This window comes from Kocuria sp. GQ42 (genome assembly GCF_059758435.1).
Genome location: NZ_JCAXEN010000007.1, coordinates 81,036 through 96,996 on the forward strand (window position 1 = coordinate 81,036; position 15,961 = coordinate 96,996).

Below are 15,961 nucleotides of genomic sequence, written 5' to 3' on the forward strand. Positions count from 1 at the left end.
TGATCCACAGAGTACACCCAAAGTGCTCCATTAGGACATCCAAGACCCCTAATCGACTCCGCTGCCGCCGTGCGCCCCGGGGCCGCGCCCTGTGCCCGCGGCCCGTCGAGGTGGTGCAATGGGCCCATGCGCACCGACATCACCGCCGACCGGCACGGCTCCTTCGCCCGGGCGGTCAAGTCCCTCGTGGTCCCCCGCCCCATCGCGTGGGTCAGCTCCCTCTCGGCCGCAGGCGTCGACAACCTGGCCCCGCACTCGTTCTTCACGGTGGCCTCGGAGCACCCCACGATCGTCCAGTTCGTCTCGGTCGGGGAGAAGGACAGCCTCCGCAACATCCGGCAGACCCGGGAGTTCGTGGTCAACTTCGCGCCCGCCGGGCTGTTCGAGCAGATCAACGCGACCGGCACCGACTATCCGCCCGAGCTCAGCGAGTTCGACGCCGTGGGGCTGACCCGGGAGCCCTCGCGCACCGTGGCCGCCCCCCGCGTGGCCGAGTCCCCCGCCGCCATCGAGTGCCGGCTGCACGGGGACCCCATCCCCGTGGGCGACAGCTTCCTGGTCCTCGGCGCGGTCACCCACGTGGCGGTGGACGAGCGGGCCATGGACGAGCGGGGGCCCGTGGCGGCGGCGCTGCGGCCGATCGCGCGGCTCGGGCGCGACGAGTGGGGCGAGCTGGGCCGGATCCGGTCGATCCGGCGGGTCCCCTACCGGGACGTCTCCCCGGAGGCGGACCTGCCCTGAGCGCCCGGGCTCAGAGCCGCACGCCCGTGCGCTGCAGCTGCTCTCGGACCTCCCGGCGCTGGATCTTGCCGAGCATCGTGCGCGGGAGGTCCTCGACGGCCACGATCCGCCGGGGGACCTTGTAGCGGGCCAGGCCCGCCCAGCAGTGCTCGCGCAGGGCCGCCTCGTCGAGCTCGGCGCCCGGCACGAGGGTCACGGCGGCGACGACCACCTCGCTGCCGCTGGGGTCGGTGAGCCCCACCACCGCGGCGTCCGCCACGGCGCGGTGCCGGCGCAGCGTGTTCTCGACCTCGCTGGGGGCCACGTTGAACCCTCCGGTGATCACGACCTCCTTGAGCCGGTCGACCACCTGCAGGAACCCGGCGTCGTCGACCGTGACGATGTCGCCGGTGCGCAGCCACCCGTCCTCGGTGAGCGTCCGGGCGGTCTCGTCGGGGCGCCCCCAGTACCCCTGGAAGACCTGCGGGCCCCGCACCCACAGCTCCCCGGGGTGGTCCCGGGGGACGTCCTCGAGGGTGTCCGGGTCGACGAGCCGGATGTCGGTGGACGGGAACGGGATCCCGATGGAGCCCGCCCGGCGGGAGTCGTTGAGCGGGTTGCAGGCCACCAGCGGGGAGCACTCGGTCAGCCCGTAGCCCTCGATCAGGATCCCCCCGGTGGCCCGCTCCCACTGCTCCACGAGCGGGACCGGCAGGCTCATGGCCCCGGAGACGGCCACCGGGATGCCGCGCAGGTCCACGCCCTGCTCCGGTGCGGCGTCGAGGAGCTTCTGGTACACCGGGGGCACCGCGGGCAGCACCGTGGGCCGGGCGCGCTTCATCGCCCCGAGGATCAGGTCCGCGCGCACGGTCGGGAAGAGCACGAGCCTCGCGCCGAGGGACATCGCGAACGTCACGCCCAGGGTCAGGCCGAAGGCGTGGAACAGCGGCAGCACGCCGTGCACCACCTCGCGCTCGCCGGAGCCGAGCCAGTGCCGGCCCATGAGGGCGTTGGACTCGAGGTTGCGGTGCGTGAGCATCGCCCCCTTGGGCAGCCCGGTGGTGCCGGAGGTGTACTGCAGCAGCGCGAGGTCGTGCGCGGCGGGCCGCGGGTGCTCCGCGGCGATCGGGGCGGAGGCCAGCAGCTCCCGCCAGGGGATGGTGCCCGGGGCCGGGCCGGTGAGCTGCGGGCGGGAGGCGCGTGCGCTCGGCAGCGGCAGGCGCAGGGCCAGCCGCTTCGCCCGCGGCATCGCGGCGGTGATGTCCACGGACACGACCGCGTCGACCCGCAGGTCCGCGGGCAGGGAGCGCACCCGCTCGGCCGCCCGGTCCCAGACGATCGCCACGCGCGCCCCGTGGTCCTCGAACTGGTGGCGCAGCTCCGGGGCCGTGTAGAGCGGGTTGTGCTCGACGACGACGGCGCCCAGGCGCAGCACCGCGTAGAACGCCACGACGTGCTGCGGGCAGTTGGGCAGGACGATCGCGACCCGGTCGCCGCGGCCCACGCCCAGCCGGCGCAGGCCCTCGGCCGCGCGGTCGACCTGCCGGCCCAGGGCGGCGTAGGAGGTCGTGGCCCCGAAGAACTCGAGCGCGGCGCTCGCGCCGTGGCGGGCCACGGAGCGCTCGAGCATGTGCACCAGGGACGTCTCCGGCAGGTCCAGGTCCGCGGGGACGCCCGGGTCGTAGCTGGCGGTCCAGGGGCGGGCACGCAGGAACTCGCGGACGGTGTCGACAGGCATGGTCCCGACCCTACTCGGCGGCGGCGCCCGGCCGCCCGGCCGCGGCGACACCCCGTGCCGGACGGGACGGCTCACCGGGCCCGTTCCGGGGACCGGCCGTAGACTCCGGTGCCATGACGCCCTCCTCGACCCCCGGCTCGCCCTCCCCCGACGACCCGACGCCCTGGTCGGACACCGGCCCGCACGACTCCCCGGACGCCACCCGGCCGCTGCCCCCGGTCAGCCGGTTCGCCGCCCCGGCCGGCGGCGGCTCGCCGCACGACGCACCCGAGGGGGGCGCCGGGAGCGGCGGGACCGAGGACTGGTCCTGGTACGACGACGAGGACGACCAGCACACCCGGCCGCTGCCGGCGGTGACCGCCCAGCGCCCGGTGCCGGAGGACCCGGGGCCGCGCACGGACCCGACGCCCGCGGTCGGGGCCCCCGGCACCGCCGCCGGCTACGGCCCCGCGCCCGGCTACGGCCCCGCGCCCGGCTACGGCGCCGGACCCGGCGACCCGTCCTCCGGCGTCCCGGTCGACGCCGCGACCCGTCTCGCCCGGCAGCGGGAGGAGTTCGGGGGCCTCCAGCTGGTCCCCGGCTTCTTCGGCTGGCTCAGCGCCATGGCCCTGACCTGGCTGCTCCTGGCCCTGGCGGGCCTGACCGCGGCCGCGCTGGGGCTGCGCCTCGTGGACGGGGTCGGCGGCGTGGTGGACGACCTCGCCGCCGGGTCCGCGGCGGCCTGGACGGGCGCGGCCGCCCTCGGCCTGGTCGAGTTCCTCGCGTTCCTGGGCGGCGGCTACGCCGCGGGCCGGATGGCGCGGTTCTCCGGGGCCCGGCAGGGCGTGTCCGTGTGGTTGTGGTCCCTGTTCGGCCGCTCCGTGGCCACCGTCGCGGGACTGGTGTGGGCCGACACCGTCGGCCTGGCGCCCGTGGGCGTCTCGGCCCAGGCGCTGATCGGCGACCTGCTGGTCCCGGGCCTGCTCGCGGTCCTCGCCGTGCTCGCCGTCGACCTGCTCGCGGCGGTGCTCGGCGGGCTGTGGGGCGTCCGCTACCACCGCAGGGTCGATCGCTGGGGGGACGGACCGGAGGACCGGGTCCGGTAACTTTGCGTCCCGGCACCGTGTCGGGTTCGCATCCGACCACCAAAGAGGGGACAATCGGAGCACCTCGGTGAGATCCGTCACCCCCACGCGGAAATCTGCGGACCGGCCCACCGAGCAGCACCCGGAGGAAACACCCATGCCGTCCACCCTTGTCGCCGTCGTCGATGACCACGAGGTCGTCCGGGAGGGCGTCCGCCTCGTCTCCATGACCTCGCAGGCGGACGTGAAGCTCGTCGGATCGGCCTCCAGCGTCCCCGGACTCCTCGACCAGCTGGGCCGGGACCCCGAGAACCCCGCCCTCACCGCCCAGGGCGCCAAGCGGATCGAGTGCGAGGTCGTGCTCCTGGACCTGTCGCTCGACGACATGTCCCGACCCGCCACCAACGTGGAGCTGCTGCGCGCCGCCGGCATGAAGGTGCTCATCTTCAGCATCGGCGAGAACGCCGCGCTGATCCGCGAGGCGCTGCGGGCCGGCGCGCTGGGCCTGGTGCGCAAGTCGGACCCGCTCGAGCACGCGATCGAGGAGGCCCGCAACATCGCCGAGGGCAAGCCCGTGATCACCAAGGAGCTCGCCGCCGCGATCGACGGGGACGTGGAGTTCTCCCGGGCCAGCCTCTCCCCGCGGGAGCAGGAGACCCTGCGGCTCTACGCCTCCGGCTTCGCCCAGGTCCAGGTCGCACGCCGGATGGGCATCAAGCAGAGCGCCGTCAAGACCAACATCGACCGCATCCGGGAGAAGTACGCGCGCGTCGGGCGCCCGGCGCCCACCAAGATCGACCTGCGCATCCGGGCGATCGAGGACGGCCTGGTCGAGCCCACGGCGGACATCACCACGGCGGAGAAGCATCTGTGATCCGCCCCTCGCCCCGGTGAGGGCCGCCGCTCCGTGAGCCACGCCGCGCACCGGCCCCCGCTCGCCTACCGGAAGGTCCCCGCCCGGCGGCGCCGCAGCAGCCTCCTGGTGCCGACCTCGCCGCAGGAGCTGGGGATGAACTCCTACCGCATCCACCTGCTCGCGAACATCTGCCACGGGCTGGTCGTCGTCGCACTGTTCCTGGAGGCCCTCACCATCGTCGAGGACCAGCTGCGCGCCTTCGAACGGTGGCACCTGGTGTTCCTGCTGGCCCTCCTGGTCAACGGCGGCGCGATGCTTTTCCAGGGCGCCAGGCGGCAGGTGCGGATGTGGCCGGTGCTCGCGGCCCCGGTGCTCGTGGCCCTCACCGTCCTGACCCTCCCGCTCGCCTGGACGGGGGCCGCTCCGCCGCAGGACCCGTGGGTGGAGCCGTTCATCCTGCTCGCCGCCGCCGCCACCGTGGTCGCGTGGAGCATCGAGCTGGCCGTCGCGTACCTGGCGTCCGTCACGGTCTTCTACGTCCTGGTCATGGTGCGCACCACGGAGTCGGCGGACGTGATGGGCGTGCTGTTCGACGCCACGAGCCGGATCGCGTTCGGCGTGGTCCTCGTGGTGCTGATCAGCCTGGTCTACAAGGGCGGGCAGAACGCGGACCAGGTGTACGCGGCCGCGATCGCGCAGGAGCTGCAGCTGAACCGCTCGCGCTCGCAGGCCGAGGAGCAGGAGCGGCTGGACCGCCTCATCCACGACAACGTCATGGCCGCCCTGCTGGACGCCGGACGGGCCCCGGGCCCCGTCCAGCGGCGCACCCGGGAGCTGGCCCAGCGGGCCCTCGAGGTCCTCGCCTTCGAGGAGCGCCGCGCCGAGGGCAAGGGCACCACCATGGTGCACACCCTGCTCGACGACCTGCTCGAGTCCCTGTCCCCGTGGCGCAACCGGGTGCGCTTCAACAGCATCACCCCCTACATCAGGCCCCCCGGCCAGCCGCGCCCGCTCATCCCCGTGGAGACGGCGCAGGCGCTCGTGCAGGCGGTCACCGAGGCGGTCTCCAACAGCGCCCGCCACGCCGGCACCGAGGTCACCTTCGTGACCATGGACGGCGGCGTGTGCCCGCCCACCCCCCTCAACCCCGAGGGCTTCTTCCTGCGCTTCCAGGTGGTGGACCGGGGCCGCGGCTTCCAGGTCCGCAGCATCGACTCCCGGCGGCTCGGGGTGCGCGTGTCCATCCTGGGCAACGTGCGCCACGTGGGCGGCGCGGTGGACGTCGACAGCGCACCGGGCCGCGGCACCCGCGTCACGATCCTCTGGCCCCGGGACGCGCAGCCGTGATCTCCCGCACCCTCTTCCATCCCCTGAGCCTGGTGGCCGCCACGGTGTTCTTCCTGATCCCCGTGGTCCTCGGGATCCTGCAGACGCCCAGCATGGACAAGCCGGACCTCATGCAGGCCGCGCTCGTGACCTACGTGGTCGCGGTGGCGCTGGTCGTCTACCCGTACGGGCAGCGCCGGCTGCCCGATCTGCCCGCGGCCCTGGGCGTGCTCCTCATGCTGGTGTCGATCCAGCGCTCCTACGACGCCCTGAACCCCCAGGCGGAGCTGTTCGGCGGGCAGTGGTTCACCCTGGGCTTCGACGGCTTCCTCGTGGTCCTGGGCATCCGGCGCCGCGCCGGGTGGGGCTGGGCCACGCTCGTCATCGCGGTCGCCGTGTCCATGACGTGGGGCGCCCGCTCCGCCCTGGGCCTCTGGGACGCGGCGCTGACGAACGCCGCGGCGGCGGCCCTGCTGCTCGCGAGCCAGCTCATCGCCCGGGAGTACGACCGGGCCTCCGCCGCGTTCGCCGAGGCCCGGGACATGGTGATCTCGGCGCGCTCCCACGACGAGGCGGAGCAGGACACGGTCAACGCCTCCGTGCAGCGCGTGCACGAGGTGCGCCGCCTCGCGGGCGGACTGCTCGAGCGGATCGCGCACGACCCCTCCCCCGTCTCCGAGTACGAGATCGAGCAGTTCCGCCTCACCGAGGCGCAGCTGCGGGACTCCATCCGGGGCCGGTCGATCGCCACCCCCTACCTGCTCGAGGTCACGCGGGCGGCACGGGCCCGGGGCGTGCTGGTGGACATCCTGGACGAGCGCGGCAAGCCCCTGCCCACGGCGGTGCTGCGCGCGGCCACCCGCCAGGCCATGGAGGTGCTCAACGCCGCGACCTCGGGGTCGGTCACGATCCGCGCCTTCCCGGAGGGAGAACCCGCCGCGGTGTTCATCGTCCACGACGGCAACGCCGGGGACGAGGAGCCCGTGGCCATCGAGATCGCCGACGGCACCGGTGCGGTCTCCCGGTTCTGACCGGCGCCACCGCCCGCGGTGCGGGCACCCGCACTGCACCCGGCTCCCCCGCGCCCCGGGCACCGGCGGCACCGTCCACAGGGAGCCGCGTCCCTGCGGTCCGCCGGCCCGGCGTTCCTACCGTGGTCCCATGGACACCGCCTCCGCCGGGCACGACCCGCACCCCGCCGACGACCGCTCCCGCCCCGGCACGGACGACCGCCCGCCCGACGCCCGCCGCTCCCGCGGCGCCCACGACCGCCCCGGCGACCGCCCGCCCGACACCGCCCTCCGGGGCGGCGCCGGCCGCTCCCCCGACGACGCCTTCCGCGCCGTGCTCTGCGGGGACGGCCTGCGCCGCTGCCCCTGGGCGCCCACGGGCCCGGCCGCCCTCGAGGAGCACGACCGGCGCTGGGGCGCACGGCCCACGGACTCCTCCGGCTGGTTCGAGGCCCTCGGCCTGGAGATCTTCCAGGCGGGCCTGGCCCGCTGGAGCATCGCCCAGCGGCGGGAGGGCCTGCGCCGGGCGCTGCGGGACTTCGTCCCCGAGGAGATCGCGCGGATGACGGAGGACGACGTCGACGAGCTGCTCCTGGATCCCGCGGTCATCCGCAACCGGGTCAAGATCGAGGCCGTGGTGCACAACGCGCGCGCCTGCCGCGGACTCGGTCCCGAGGACTGGGCGGAGCACGTCCGGGATCTCCGCCCGGCCGCCGCCGAGCCGCCCCTGACCGTCCTGGAGGAGTCCCGCCGCTCCCCCGAGGGGGACCGGCTGGCCGCCCGGCTCAAGGAGCAGGGACTCGTGTTCGTGGGGCGCACCACCGCGCACCGGTTCCTGCTCCGCACCGGGGTGCTCCCCGGGCACCTGGCCGGGTGCTTCAGGGGCGAGACTGGAACCGGAGGATCCGGGTGAGGGCCTCCTCCACCCGGTCGGGCCCCGCGGCGAAGGACAGCCGCACCGCGCGGTGGCCGCGCGCGGCGTCGAAGTCCAGGCCCGGGACGACCGCGACGGCCTCCGCCTCCAGCAGCCGCCGGCACCACTCCAGGGAGCTGCCGTGCCGCTCGAGCTGCTCCCCGAGGTCGGCGTAGAGGTAGAACGCCCCGTCCGCCGGCGCGACCTCCCCCCACCGGAGCGCCGGCAGCGCTTCCAGGAGCAGGCTCCGGGAGCGCGCGAACTGCTCGACCGCCCGGTCCGCCTCGGCGTAGGCGTCCGGGGTGAAGGCCTCCACGGCGGCGTGCTGTGCGGCGGCGGGCGGGCAGAGGCTCAGGTTGCCGGCCAGCGCGTCGACCGCGGCCGCGAGATCCCGGGGCAGCAGGGCCCACCCCAGCCGCCACCCCGTCATCCCCCAGTACTTGGAGAAGGAGGAGATCACCACGGCGTCGCGGTCGTGCTCCCACGCGCTGGTGCCCCGGTACGGCCCGCCGTCGCGGAGCGCGCCGCCCTCCGGGGCGGTGTGCACGATCCCGTGGTAGATCTCGTCGCTGATCAGGCGCGTCCCGTGCTCGGCGCACCACCGGGTCAGCGCCGCCAGCTCCCCGGGCTCCAGCACGGTGCCGGTCGGGTTCGCCGGGCCCGCCACCACCAGTCCCTGCAGGGGCCCGTGCTCGGCGACCGCGGCGTCGAGCATCCCGGGCGTGGGCTGGAAGCGGGTCGCCGCCCCGCAGTCGAGCTCGACCACGTCGGCGCCCAGGGCGGCCAGGGTGTTGCGGTAGGCCGGGTATCCCGGCCGGCACACCGCCACCCGGTCCCCCGCGTCGAACGCCGCCAGGAAGGTGAGCACGAGCGCCCCGGAGGCCCCCGTGGTGATCGCGACGTCCTCGGGACGGACGTCGAGCCCGTACCACCGGGCGTAGTGGCCGGCCACCGCCCGGCGCAGCGGCTCGATCCCGAGGGCGGGGGTGTAGCCCAGCCCCTCGTTGCGGGCGTGCACCCGGGCGGCCGCCCGCGCGACGGGACCCGGGGCGCCGCCGGAGGGCTCCCCCGCGCAGAGGGAGACGACGTCCCGGCCGGCGGCGTGCAGGCGCTCGACGTCGGCGAGGATCTCCATCACCCGGAACGGCGGCACCGCCGAGCGTGCGGAGGGACGGGGCGGCAGGTGCGCAGGCATGCGCCCAGCCTACGGCCGCCGCGGTCCGGCGCGATCCCGGTCATGCCCCGTCATGCGCACATCGGGGGACAGACTTTTGTCCAGACCTCCGCAATACTGGACCCAGTCCTGGACGTCAGGAGGCCGCACTGAGGCGGTCCTCCGGGCGTGGGGGGACAGGTCTCCGGCAGCAGTGCCGGGGGCCGACGGGCAGGTTGCCACCGCGGCCGGCGTCGCACGAGTGATCCATCGTGAATGAGATGTGTGATTGTGTCTGGGGGGATTTCAATCACGGGTCCACAGGAGATGGGGCGCCGGGCACGGGACGCAACCGCCCAGTTCCACGTCGGTGCGGCGTCGGGCCACGGCCCGGCAGGGAGAGCCGTGAGACGTGGCGGCACGCGCGTCGACGACGCAGCACACGGCCCCGCACCGATCGGTGCGGGGCCGTTGCCGTGCCGCTCGTGCCGCGGACCGCACGGGCCGGGGCTCACTCCAGCAGCAGCGCCGGCTCCTCGAGGATCCGGGCCACGTCCGCGGTGAAGCGGGCCGCGAGGTCCCCGTCGACCACGCGGTGGTCGAAGGACCCGCCCAGCGTGGTGACCCAGCGGGGCACCACGGCGCCGTCCACGACCCACGGCTTCTGCTTGATGCTCCCGAACGCGATGATCGCCACCTCGCCGGGATTGATGATCGGCGTGCCGGTGTCGAGGCCCAGGGCCCCGATGTTGGTCACGGTCAGGGTGCCGCCCTGCATGTCGGCCGGCTGGGTCCGTCCCGCCCGGGCGGTCCGCGAGAGCTCGTCCAGGGCCACGGCCAGCTCGCGCAGCGAGAGGTCCTGGGCGTCCTTGACGTTCGGGACCATGAGACCGCGCGGCGTGGCCGCCGCGATGCCCAGGTTGACGAAGTGCTTGACGAGGATCTCCTCGTCCGTCCACGTCGCGTTGACCATCGGGTTGCGGGCCGCGGCCCACACGACGGCCTTCGCGAGCACCAGCAGGGGCGTGACCTTGACGCCCTCGTAGTCCGGGGCGGCCTTGAGCCGCCGGACGAACTCCATGGTGCGCGTGGCGTCGACCTCCACGAAGACCGAGGCGTGCGGGGCGCTGAAGGCGCTGCGCACCATGTTCTGCGCCGTGGCCTTCCGCACGCCCTTGACGGGGATCCGCTCGATCCGCTCCTCCGGGGCCGCGGGGCGGCGCCGGTCCACGGCCTCGCCGAGCCGCGCCACGTGGGCGAGCAGGTCCTGCTTGGTGATCTGTCCGGCGGCGCCCGTGGCGGGGACGTCGGCGAGGTCGACGCCCAGGTCCCGTGCGGCCTTCCGGACGGGAGGCTTCGCCAGCGCGGGGCGGCGCGGGACGACCTCGACGGCCGGGGGCACGTCGCCGCGACCGGGCCGGCGCCAGACGCCGCTGTCCTCGGCCAGCCGGGCGGCGCGCCCGGCGATGCCCTGGGCCGCCGTGCCGATCCCACCGCCGAGCCCGGCCCCCAGCGGGCCCCGGGACAGCTTCTCCGTCCAGCCCGCGGGTCGGGCCGGCTCCGGCTCGGCCTCCGGCGCCGTCGGCGGGGCCGCCCGGCGCCGCCGCCGCACGGGGTCGGCCTTGGGCCCGGAGCCGACGAGCGGCCGGTCCGCACCGGGCTCCCCGCCCTCCCCCAGGATCCCGGGGACGCCGGAGGCCGGGGCGGGCTCCGCCGACTCGCCCGGGGAGCCCACGGCGATGATGGGGGTGCCGACCTCGACCGTGCTGCCCTCGGCGGCCAGCAGGTCCAGGACGGTGCCGGCGTACGGGGACGGCAGCTCGACCACGGACTTCGCGGTCTCGATCTCGACGAGCACCTGGTTGACCGTGACGGTCTCGCCCGGTGCGACCTTCCACGCGAGGATCTCCGCCTCGGTCAGGCCCTCGCCGACGTCGGGCAGGTTGAAGATCTGGGGCATGTCAGTACTTCCTCTCTCGCGCGCGGCCCCCGGGCCGGCGGCGGTGCCGCCGGCCCGGGGGCCGGCGACCGGGTCGGCGGGGTCAGTAGGCGAAGGACCGGTCCACGGCCTCGAGGATGCGGTCGAGGTCCGGCACGTACTGGTCCTCGACGGCGGCCACCGGGTACGGCAGGTGGTAGGCGCCCACCCGCAGCACCGGTGCCTCCAGGGAGTAGAACGCCCGCTCGGTGAGGCGGGCGGCGATCTCCCCGCCGAGGCCGCCGAAGGTCGGGGCCTCGTGGGCGACGACGAGGCGGCCCGTCCGGCGCACGGAGTCCTCGAGGGTGTCGAAGTCGATCGGCGACAGCGAGCGCAGGTCGATCACCTCGACGCTGCGCCCGTCCTCCTCCGCCGCCTGCGCGGCGGCGAGCGCGACCGGCACGAGGGGGCCCCAGGCCACCACGGTGGCGTCCTCGCCGTGGCGGACGACCTGCGCGGAGAACGGGTCGGCGGTCGGGCGCTCGACGTCCACCGCGCCCTTGAGCCAGTACCGCCGCTTGGGCTCGAAGACGATGACGGGGTCCTCGCACGCGATGGCCTGCTGGGTCATCCAGTAGGCGTCCTGGGCGTTGGACGGCGTGACGATGCGCAGCCCCGCCGTGTGCGCGAACAGCGCCTCGGGGGACTCCGAGTGGTGCTCCACCGAGCCGATGACCCCGCCGTACGGGATGCGGATCGTCACGGGGACGGTGACGTCCCCGTTGGTGCGGTTGCGCATCTTGGCCAGCTGCGTGGTGATCTGGTTGAACGCCGGGAAGGAGAAGCCGTCGAACTGGATCTCGCACACGGGCCGGTAGCCGCGCAGGGCGAGCCCGATGGCGGTGCCCACGATCCCGGCCTCCCCCAGCGGGGTGTCCATCACCCGGTGGGCGCCGAAGTCCGCCTTGAGCCCCTCGGTGACGCGGTAGACGCCGCCGAGGGAGCCGATGTCCTCGCCCATGAGCAGCACCCGGGGGTTCTCCTCCATGGCCCGGCGCAGGCCCGCGTTGACCGCCTTCGCGATCGTCAGGTCCGGTGCGGTGCTCATGCGAGGTCCTCCTGGGTGCCGGCGGTCTGCGGGTCGGGGGCCCCGGCCACGGGGTCGGCCGCCACGGTCAGTCCCGCGGCCTGCGTACCCCGGTCCGGTCCGGCGCTGCCCGGCCCGGCGTCGTCGTCGTCGGTGTCGGTGTCGGTGTCGGTGTCGGTGTCGGCGAAGCCCGCCTGGTAGGCCGCGTACCAGGCGCGCTCCTCCTCCACGAGGGCGTGCGGCTCGGCGTAGGGCCGGTCGAAGAAGTCCTCGAACGCGGGCGGGTCCATGGCCAGCACGAGGGCGCGGGCCTGGTCGGCGAACGCCTGGGCGTCGGCCGCGATGTCGGCGAAGAAGTCGTCGCCGGTGCCGTGGGCCTCGCGCAGGTGCGCCTCGAGACGGAGCAGCGGGTCGAGCTCGCTCCAGTGCTGCTCGTCCTCCCGCAGGCGGTACTTGGTGGGGTCGTCCGCGGTGGTGTGGGCCCCGAGCCGGTAGGTCTCGGCCTCCACGAGCACCGGGCCCTGGCCGGCGCGGGCCTTCTCGAGCGCGTACCGCGAGGCCGCCAGCACCGCGAGCACGTCGTTGCCGTCCACGCGGATCCCCTCGAAGCCGTACCCCGCGGCGCGCTCGGCCAGGGGCACGCGGGACTGGGTGCGGAACGGCACCGAGATGGCCCACTGGTTGTTCTGCACGAAGAAGACCACCGGGGCGTCGTAGGACGCGGCGAAGACCATGCCCTCGTGGACCTCGCCCTGGGTGGAGGTGCCGTCCCCGAAGTAGACGACCGCGGCCGCCGGCTCGGCCTCCCGGCCCTCCGCCTCGGCCGTCCGCCGGTCCAGGTCGATGCCCATGGCGTAGCCCACGGCGTGCGGGACCTGGCAGCCGAGCACGATGGAGTAGACGTTCATGTGGTGCCGGCTGGGCCGCCAGCCCCCGGCGCTGTGCCCGCGGAACACGGTGAGCAGCTCGGCGGGCTCGACGCCCCGCTCGATGGCCACGGCGTGCTCCCGGTAGGTCGGGAACACGTGGTCGGCCGGGCGCAGCGCGCGGGCGGAGCCCACCTGGGCGGCCTCCTGCCCGCGCATCGGCGCCCACAGCACCAGCTGCCCCTGCCGCTGGAGGTTGGTCGCCTCCTCGTCGAAGCGGCGGGCCAGCGCCATCGAGCGGTACAGCCCGCGCAGCTGCTCGGCGTCGACGTCGCGCACGTACGGGGACAGGACCGGGTCCTCGCTCAGCCGGCCGTCCCGGTCGAGGAGCCGCACCAGGCGCGTGCGCACCTCCGGTGTCGGCACGGTGCGGGCCGGCACGGGGGCGGCCGGGGACGATGGGGCGGCATCCATGGGCAGGACGTCCTTTCGGGTTGCTCGGGAGGGAGCCGGGCCGGCGCGGCCGAGGATCAGAGCACGGGCGGGTGGGGGAACTGCGCGCACAGCTCCAGGAACCGGGTGTTGGCCTCCGGCTCCCCGATGGTCACGCGCACGCCCTCGTCGCCGAAGCGGCGCACGGACAGGGCGTGGGCGTCGCACAGCTCGGCGAAGCCCCCGCTGTGCTCGCCCAGGTTCAGCCACACGAAGTTGGCCTGCGTCTGCGGGTACGGCCAGCCGAGCCCGTCGAGCCCGGCGAGGACCCGCTCCCGCTCGTCGACGACCCGCTGGACGCGCTCGGCCACCTGGTCGTAGTGGCGCACGGACGCGATCGCCGCGCGCTGGGCGAGGTCGGTCACGGAGAACGCGGGGGACGCCTGGCGCAGGTACTGGGTGATCTCCTGGCGGGCCACGGAGTAGCCGATCCGGAGCCCGGCCAGACCGTGGGCCTTGGAGAACGTCCGCAGCACGACGACGTTGGGGTGCCGGCGGTACAGGTCGACGCCGTCGACGAGGTCGTCGCGGCGCTGGAACTCCTGGTACGCCTCGTCGATCACCACGACCACGTCGCGCGGCACGGCGGCGAGGAACTCCTCGACCTGCGCGGTGGTGAGGCTGGGGCCCGTCGGGTTGTTCGGCGTGCACAGCAGCACGACCTTCGTCCGGGCGGTGACCGCGGCGGCCATGGCCTCGAGGTCGTGGGAGCCGTCCCGGCGATTCGGGACCGGGACGCCCAGCCCGCCGGAGAGCCCGATGCTGATCGGGTAGGCCTCGAAGGAGCGCCAGGCGTGCACCACCTCGTCCGGGGTGCCGTCCTCGCCGGCGCCCACGAAGGCGCCGAGCAGCTGGTTGAGCGCGCCGAGGCTGCCGGCGCCGGTGACGATGTCCTCGGCGGGAACGCCGAGGAACTCGCCGAGCACCTCCCGCAGCTCCGCGGAGGTCGTCTCGGGGTAGCGGTGCACCGCGTCCCAGCCGGCGAGGACCTCCTTGACGGCGGGCACGGGCCCGAACGGGTTCTCGTTGGAGGACAGCTTGTAGGACACGAGCCCGTCGACCACGACCGGGGGCTTGCCGGCCGCGTAGCGGGGAAGTCGGGACAGAGCCGGGCGCGGCCGGACCGCCGGGGTGGTGGCGGTGGCCGGGCCCGAGGCCGGGGCGGTGCCGGCCAGGGTGCGGGTAGCGTCGCTGGTACTCATGGAGGTCATGCTATCCCCGCACCCCCGGGGTTCCCCCGGTCGATGACGCCCCTCCGGACGACCCGCTGCTTTTCGGGGCGAAAGCTACAACCGGGTTCCGCGAAAGTTGGCGGCGGACGACAATTCGTCCGCCCGGGAGCGCGCGGGGGCCGTGGAAGAATGTGCCCATGCCCAACACCGATCGCATCCTGTCCTCAGGGCGCGCGGCGCTCGCCGCCGCCGTCCCGCCCGTCGCGCTGGGGCCCCTCGACGGCCGCTACCAGCCCGTGGTCGCGCCCCTGGTCGACCACCTCTCCGAGGCCGCCCTCAACCGCAACCGCGTGCACGTGGAGGTCGAGTGGTTCGTGCACCTCGCCGAGCGGTCGGTGCTGCCGGGGCTGGCGCCCCTGACCGAGGAGCAGACCGCCGGGCTGCGCCGGATCGTCACGGACTTCGACACGGACTCGGTCGCGGAGCTCGCGGAGATCGAGGCCGTGACGGTCCACGACGTCAAGGCCGTGGAGTACTACATCGGCCGCCGGCTGCCCGCCCTGGGACTCGAGCACCTGGTCCCCCTCGTGCACTTCGGCTGCACCTCCGAGGACATCAACAACCTGGCGTGGGCCCTGGGGGTCAAGGACGCCACGACCGACGTGTGGCTGCCCGCGGCCCGGGCGCTCGTGGCCGACGTCGCGGCGCTGGCCGGGTCCGCGGCGGAGACCCCCATGCTCTCCCGCACCCACGGCCAGCCCGCCACGCCCACCACGCTGGGCAAGGAGATGGCGGTGGTCGCCCACCGCCTGGGCCGCCAGCTGTCCCGGATCGAGCGCACCGAGTACCTGGGGAAGATCAACGGCGCCACGGGCACCTACGCCGCCCACTACGCGTCCGTCCCGGACGCGGACTGGACGGACGTCTCGCGCAAGTTCGTGGAGGGCCTGGGCCTGTCCTGGAACCCGCTGACCACCCAGATCGAGTCCCACGACTGGCAGGCCGAGCTCTACGCCGACCTCGCCCGGTTCAACCGGATCCTGCACAACTTCTGCACCGACGTGTGGTCCTACATCTCGATCGGCTACTTCCAGCAGATCCCGGTGGAGGGCGCCACCGGCTCCTCCACCATGCCGCACAAGGTCAACCCCATCCGCTTCGAGAACGCCGAGGCGAACCTCGAGCTCTCCAACGCCCTGCTGGACGCCCTCGGCGCCACGCTCGTGACGTCCCGGTGGCAGCGCGACCTCACCGACTCCTCGTCCCAGCGCAACATCGGCGTGGCCTTCGGGCACTCCCTGCTCGCGGTCTCCAACGTGAGCAAGGGCCTGGCCCGCCTCGACGTGGCGGAGGCGGTCCTGGCCGCCGATCTCGACGCGAACTGGGAGGTCCTCGCGGAGGCGGTCCAGATGGTCATGCGCGCCGAGGCGATCGCCGGCGTCGAGGGCATGGACAACCCCTACGAGCGCCTCAAGGACCTGACCCGCGGCCGCCGGGTGGACGCCGCCCGGCTTCAGGAGTTCGTGGCGGGCCTGGGCCTGTCCCCGGCCGCGGAGCGGCGGCTGTCCGGGCTGACCCCGGCCACCTACACGGGCATCGCGGCGGACCTCGTGCGCTTCCTGTGAGCCCGCGCCCCGCGTGACGAC

At 74.6% G+C, this 15,961-nt stretch carries 13 protein-coding genes; 7 read left to right on the forward strand and 6 right to left on the reverse strand.

Features of this window, described 5'->3' with window-relative positions; genetic code table 11:
- The first annotated feature begins 126 nt into the window (after nucleotides 1-126).
- Nucleotides 127-741: a flavin reductase family protein gene (locus tag AC6CH6_RS14495; protein WP_498255650.1), complete on the forward strand. Its 615-nt coding sequence runs from the start codon at nucleotides 127-129 to the stop codon at nucleotides 739-741.
- Between the two features lie 10 nt (nucleotides 742-751).
- On the opposite strand, the gene AC6CH6_RS14500 is transcribed toward AC6CH6_RS14495, so the two are convergent.
- A complete protein-coding gene (locus AC6CH6_RS14500; protein WP_498255651.1) occupies nucleotides 752-2,458 on the reverse strand; it encodes a long-chain-fatty-acid--CoA ligase in 1,707 nt (568 codons plus the stop codon).
- A gap of 113 nt (nucleotides 2,459-2,571) precedes the next feature.
- On the opposite strand from AC6CH6_RS14500, the gene AC6CH6_RS14505 reads away from it, so the two are divergent.
- The 5 genes from AC6CH6_RS14505 to AC6CH6_RS14525 all read left to right on the forward strand — a co-directional run bounded on the left by AC6CH6_RS14505 (nucleotide 2,572) and on the right by AC6CH6_RS14525 (nucleotide 7,627).
- On the forward strand, nucleotides 2,572-3,543 hold the full coding sequence (locus AC6CH6_RS14505) for a hypothetical protein (protein ID WP_498255652.1): 972 nt from the start codon (nucleotides 2,572-2,574) through the stop codon (nucleotides 3,541-3,543).
- 136 nt (nucleotides 3,544-3,679) lie between these two features.
- Nucleotides 3,680-4,396: a LuxR C-terminal-related transcriptional regulator gene (locus AC6CH6_RS14510; RefSeq protein ID WP_017832665.1), complete on the forward strand. Its 717-nt coding sequence runs from the start codon at nucleotides 3,680-3,682 to the stop codon at nucleotides 4,394-4,396.
- Between the two features lie 33 nt (nucleotides 4,397-4,429).
- Nucleotides 4,430-5,725 (forward strand): sensor histidine kinase, encoded by a 1,296-nt coding sequence (locus AC6CH6_RS14515; protein WP_498255653.1) that lies wholly within the window; start codon nucleotides 4,430-4,432, stop codon nucleotides 5,723-5,725.
- Nucleotides 5,722-6,735, forward strand: a complete 1,014-nt coding sequence (locus tag AC6CH6_RS14520) for a DUF8320 family protein (RefSeq protein WP_368794956.1) — start codon at nucleotides 5,722-5,724, stop codon at nucleotides 6,733-6,735. The genes AC6CH6_RS14515 and AC6CH6_RS14520 overlap by 4 nt, the downstream gene beginning before the upstream one ends.
- 130 nt (nucleotides 6,736-6,865) lie before the next feature.
- Nucleotides 6,866-7,627: a DNA-3-methyladenine glycosylase I gene (locus AC6CH6_RS14525; protein ID WP_498255654.1), complete on the forward strand. Its 762-nt coding sequence runs from the start codon at nucleotides 6,866-6,868 to the stop codon at nucleotides 7,625-7,627.
- On the opposite strand, the gene AC6CH6_RS14530 is transcribed toward AC6CH6_RS14525, so the two are convergent.
- The 5 genes from AC6CH6_RS14530 to AC6CH6_RS14550 form a co-directional block, all read right to left on the reverse strand.
- The gene (locus AC6CH6_RS14530; RefSeq protein ID WP_498255655.1) at nucleotides 7,593-8,822 is read right to left on the reverse strand and encodes an aminotransferase class I/II-fold pyridoxal phosphate-dependent enzyme; all 1,230 of its coding nucleotides are present in this window, start codon (nucleotides 8,820-8,822) and stop codon (nucleotides 7,593-7,595) included. The genes AC6CH6_RS14525 and AC6CH6_RS14530 overlap by 35 nt on opposite strands.
- A 469-nt stretch (nucleotides 8,823-9,291) precedes the next feature.
- Nucleotides 9,292-10,740 carry a dihydrolipoamide acetyltransferase family protein gene (locus AC6CH6_RS14535; RefSeq protein ID WP_336649649.1) on the reverse strand — a complete coding sequence of 483 codons (1,449 nt, stop codon included), beginning with the start codon at nucleotides 10,738-10,740 and terminating at the stop codon, nucleotides 9,292-9,294.
- Nucleotides 10,741-10,822: 82 nt separating this feature from the next.
- Complete coding sequence (locus AC6CH6_RS14540; protein WP_498255656.1) at nucleotides 10,823-11,806, reverse strand: alpha-ketoacid dehydrogenase subunit beta; 984 nt, start codon at nucleotides 11,804-11,806, stop codon at nucleotides 10,823-10,825.
- Complete coding sequence (locus AC6CH6_RS14545) at nucleotides 11,803-13,125, reverse strand: thiamine pyrophosphate-dependent enzyme (protein WP_498255657.1); 1,323 nt, start codon at nucleotides 13,123-13,125, stop codon at nucleotides 11,803-11,805. The genes AC6CH6_RS14540 and AC6CH6_RS14545 overlap by 4 nt, the downstream gene beginning before the upstream one ends.
- 56 nt (nucleotides 13,126-13,181) lie before the next feature.
- A complete protein-coding gene (locus AC6CH6_RS14550; RefSeq protein WP_035928359.1) occupies nucleotides 13,182-14,345 on the reverse strand; it encodes a histidinol-phosphate transaminase in 1,164 nt (387 codons plus the stop codon).
- Nucleotides 14,346-14,512: 167 nt separating this feature from the next.
- Between AC6CH6_RS14550 and purB the strand changes: the two genes are divergently transcribed.
- Complete coding sequence (gene purB, locus AC6CH6_RS14555; RefSeq protein ID WP_498255658.1) at nucleotides 14,513-15,940, forward strand: adenylosuccinate lyase; 1,428 nt, start codon at nucleotides 14,513-14,515, stop codon at nucleotides 15,938-15,940.
- Nucleotides 15,941-15,961: the final 21 nt, after the last annotated feature.

Coding starts and splice junctions, on each gene's coding strand:
- AC6CH6_RS14525 (WP_498255654.1), top strand. CDS start 6,866: ATGGACACCGCCTCCGCCGGGCACGACCCGCACCCCGCCGACGACCGC.
- AC6CH6_RS14510 (WP_017832665.1), top strand. CDS start 3,680: ATGCCGTCCACCCTTGTCGCCGTCGTCGATGACCACGAGGTCGTCCGG.
- AC6CH6_RS14505 (WP_498255652.1), top strand. CDS start 2,572: ATGACGCCCTCCTCGACCCCCGGCTCGCCCTCCCCCGACGACCCGACG.
- AC6CH6_RS14535 (WP_336649649.1), bottom strand. CDS start 10,740: ATGCCCCAGATCTTCAACCTGCCCGACGTCGGCGAGGGCCTGACCGAG.
- AC6CH6_RS14550 (WP_035928359.1), bottom strand. CDS start 14,345: ATGAGTACCAGCGACGCTACCCGCACCCTGGCCGGCACCGCCCCGGCC.
- purB (WP_498255658.1), top strand. CDS start 14,513: ATGCCCAACACCGATCGCATCCTGTCCTCAGGGCGCGCGGCGCTCGCC.
- AC6CH6_RS14500 (WP_498255651.1), bottom strand. CDS start 2,458: ATGCCTGTCGACACCGTCCGCGAGTTCCTGCGTGCCCGCCCCTGGACC.
- AC6CH6_RS14495 (WP_498255650.1), top strand. CDS start 127: ATGCGCACCGACATCACCGCCGACCGGCACGGCTCCTTCGCCCGGGCG.
- AC6CH6_RS14530 (WP_498255655.1), bottom strand. CDS start 8,822: ATGCCTGCGCACCTGCCGCCCCGTCCCTCCGCACGCTCGGCGGTGCCG.
- AC6CH6_RS14540 (WP_498255656.1), bottom strand. CDS start 11,806: ATGAGCACCGCACCGGACCTGACGATCGCGAAGGCGGTCAACGCGGGC.
- AC6CH6_RS14545 (WP_498255657.1), bottom strand. CDS start 13,125: ATGGATGCCGCCCCATCGTCCCCGGCCGCCCCCGTGCCGGCCCGCACC.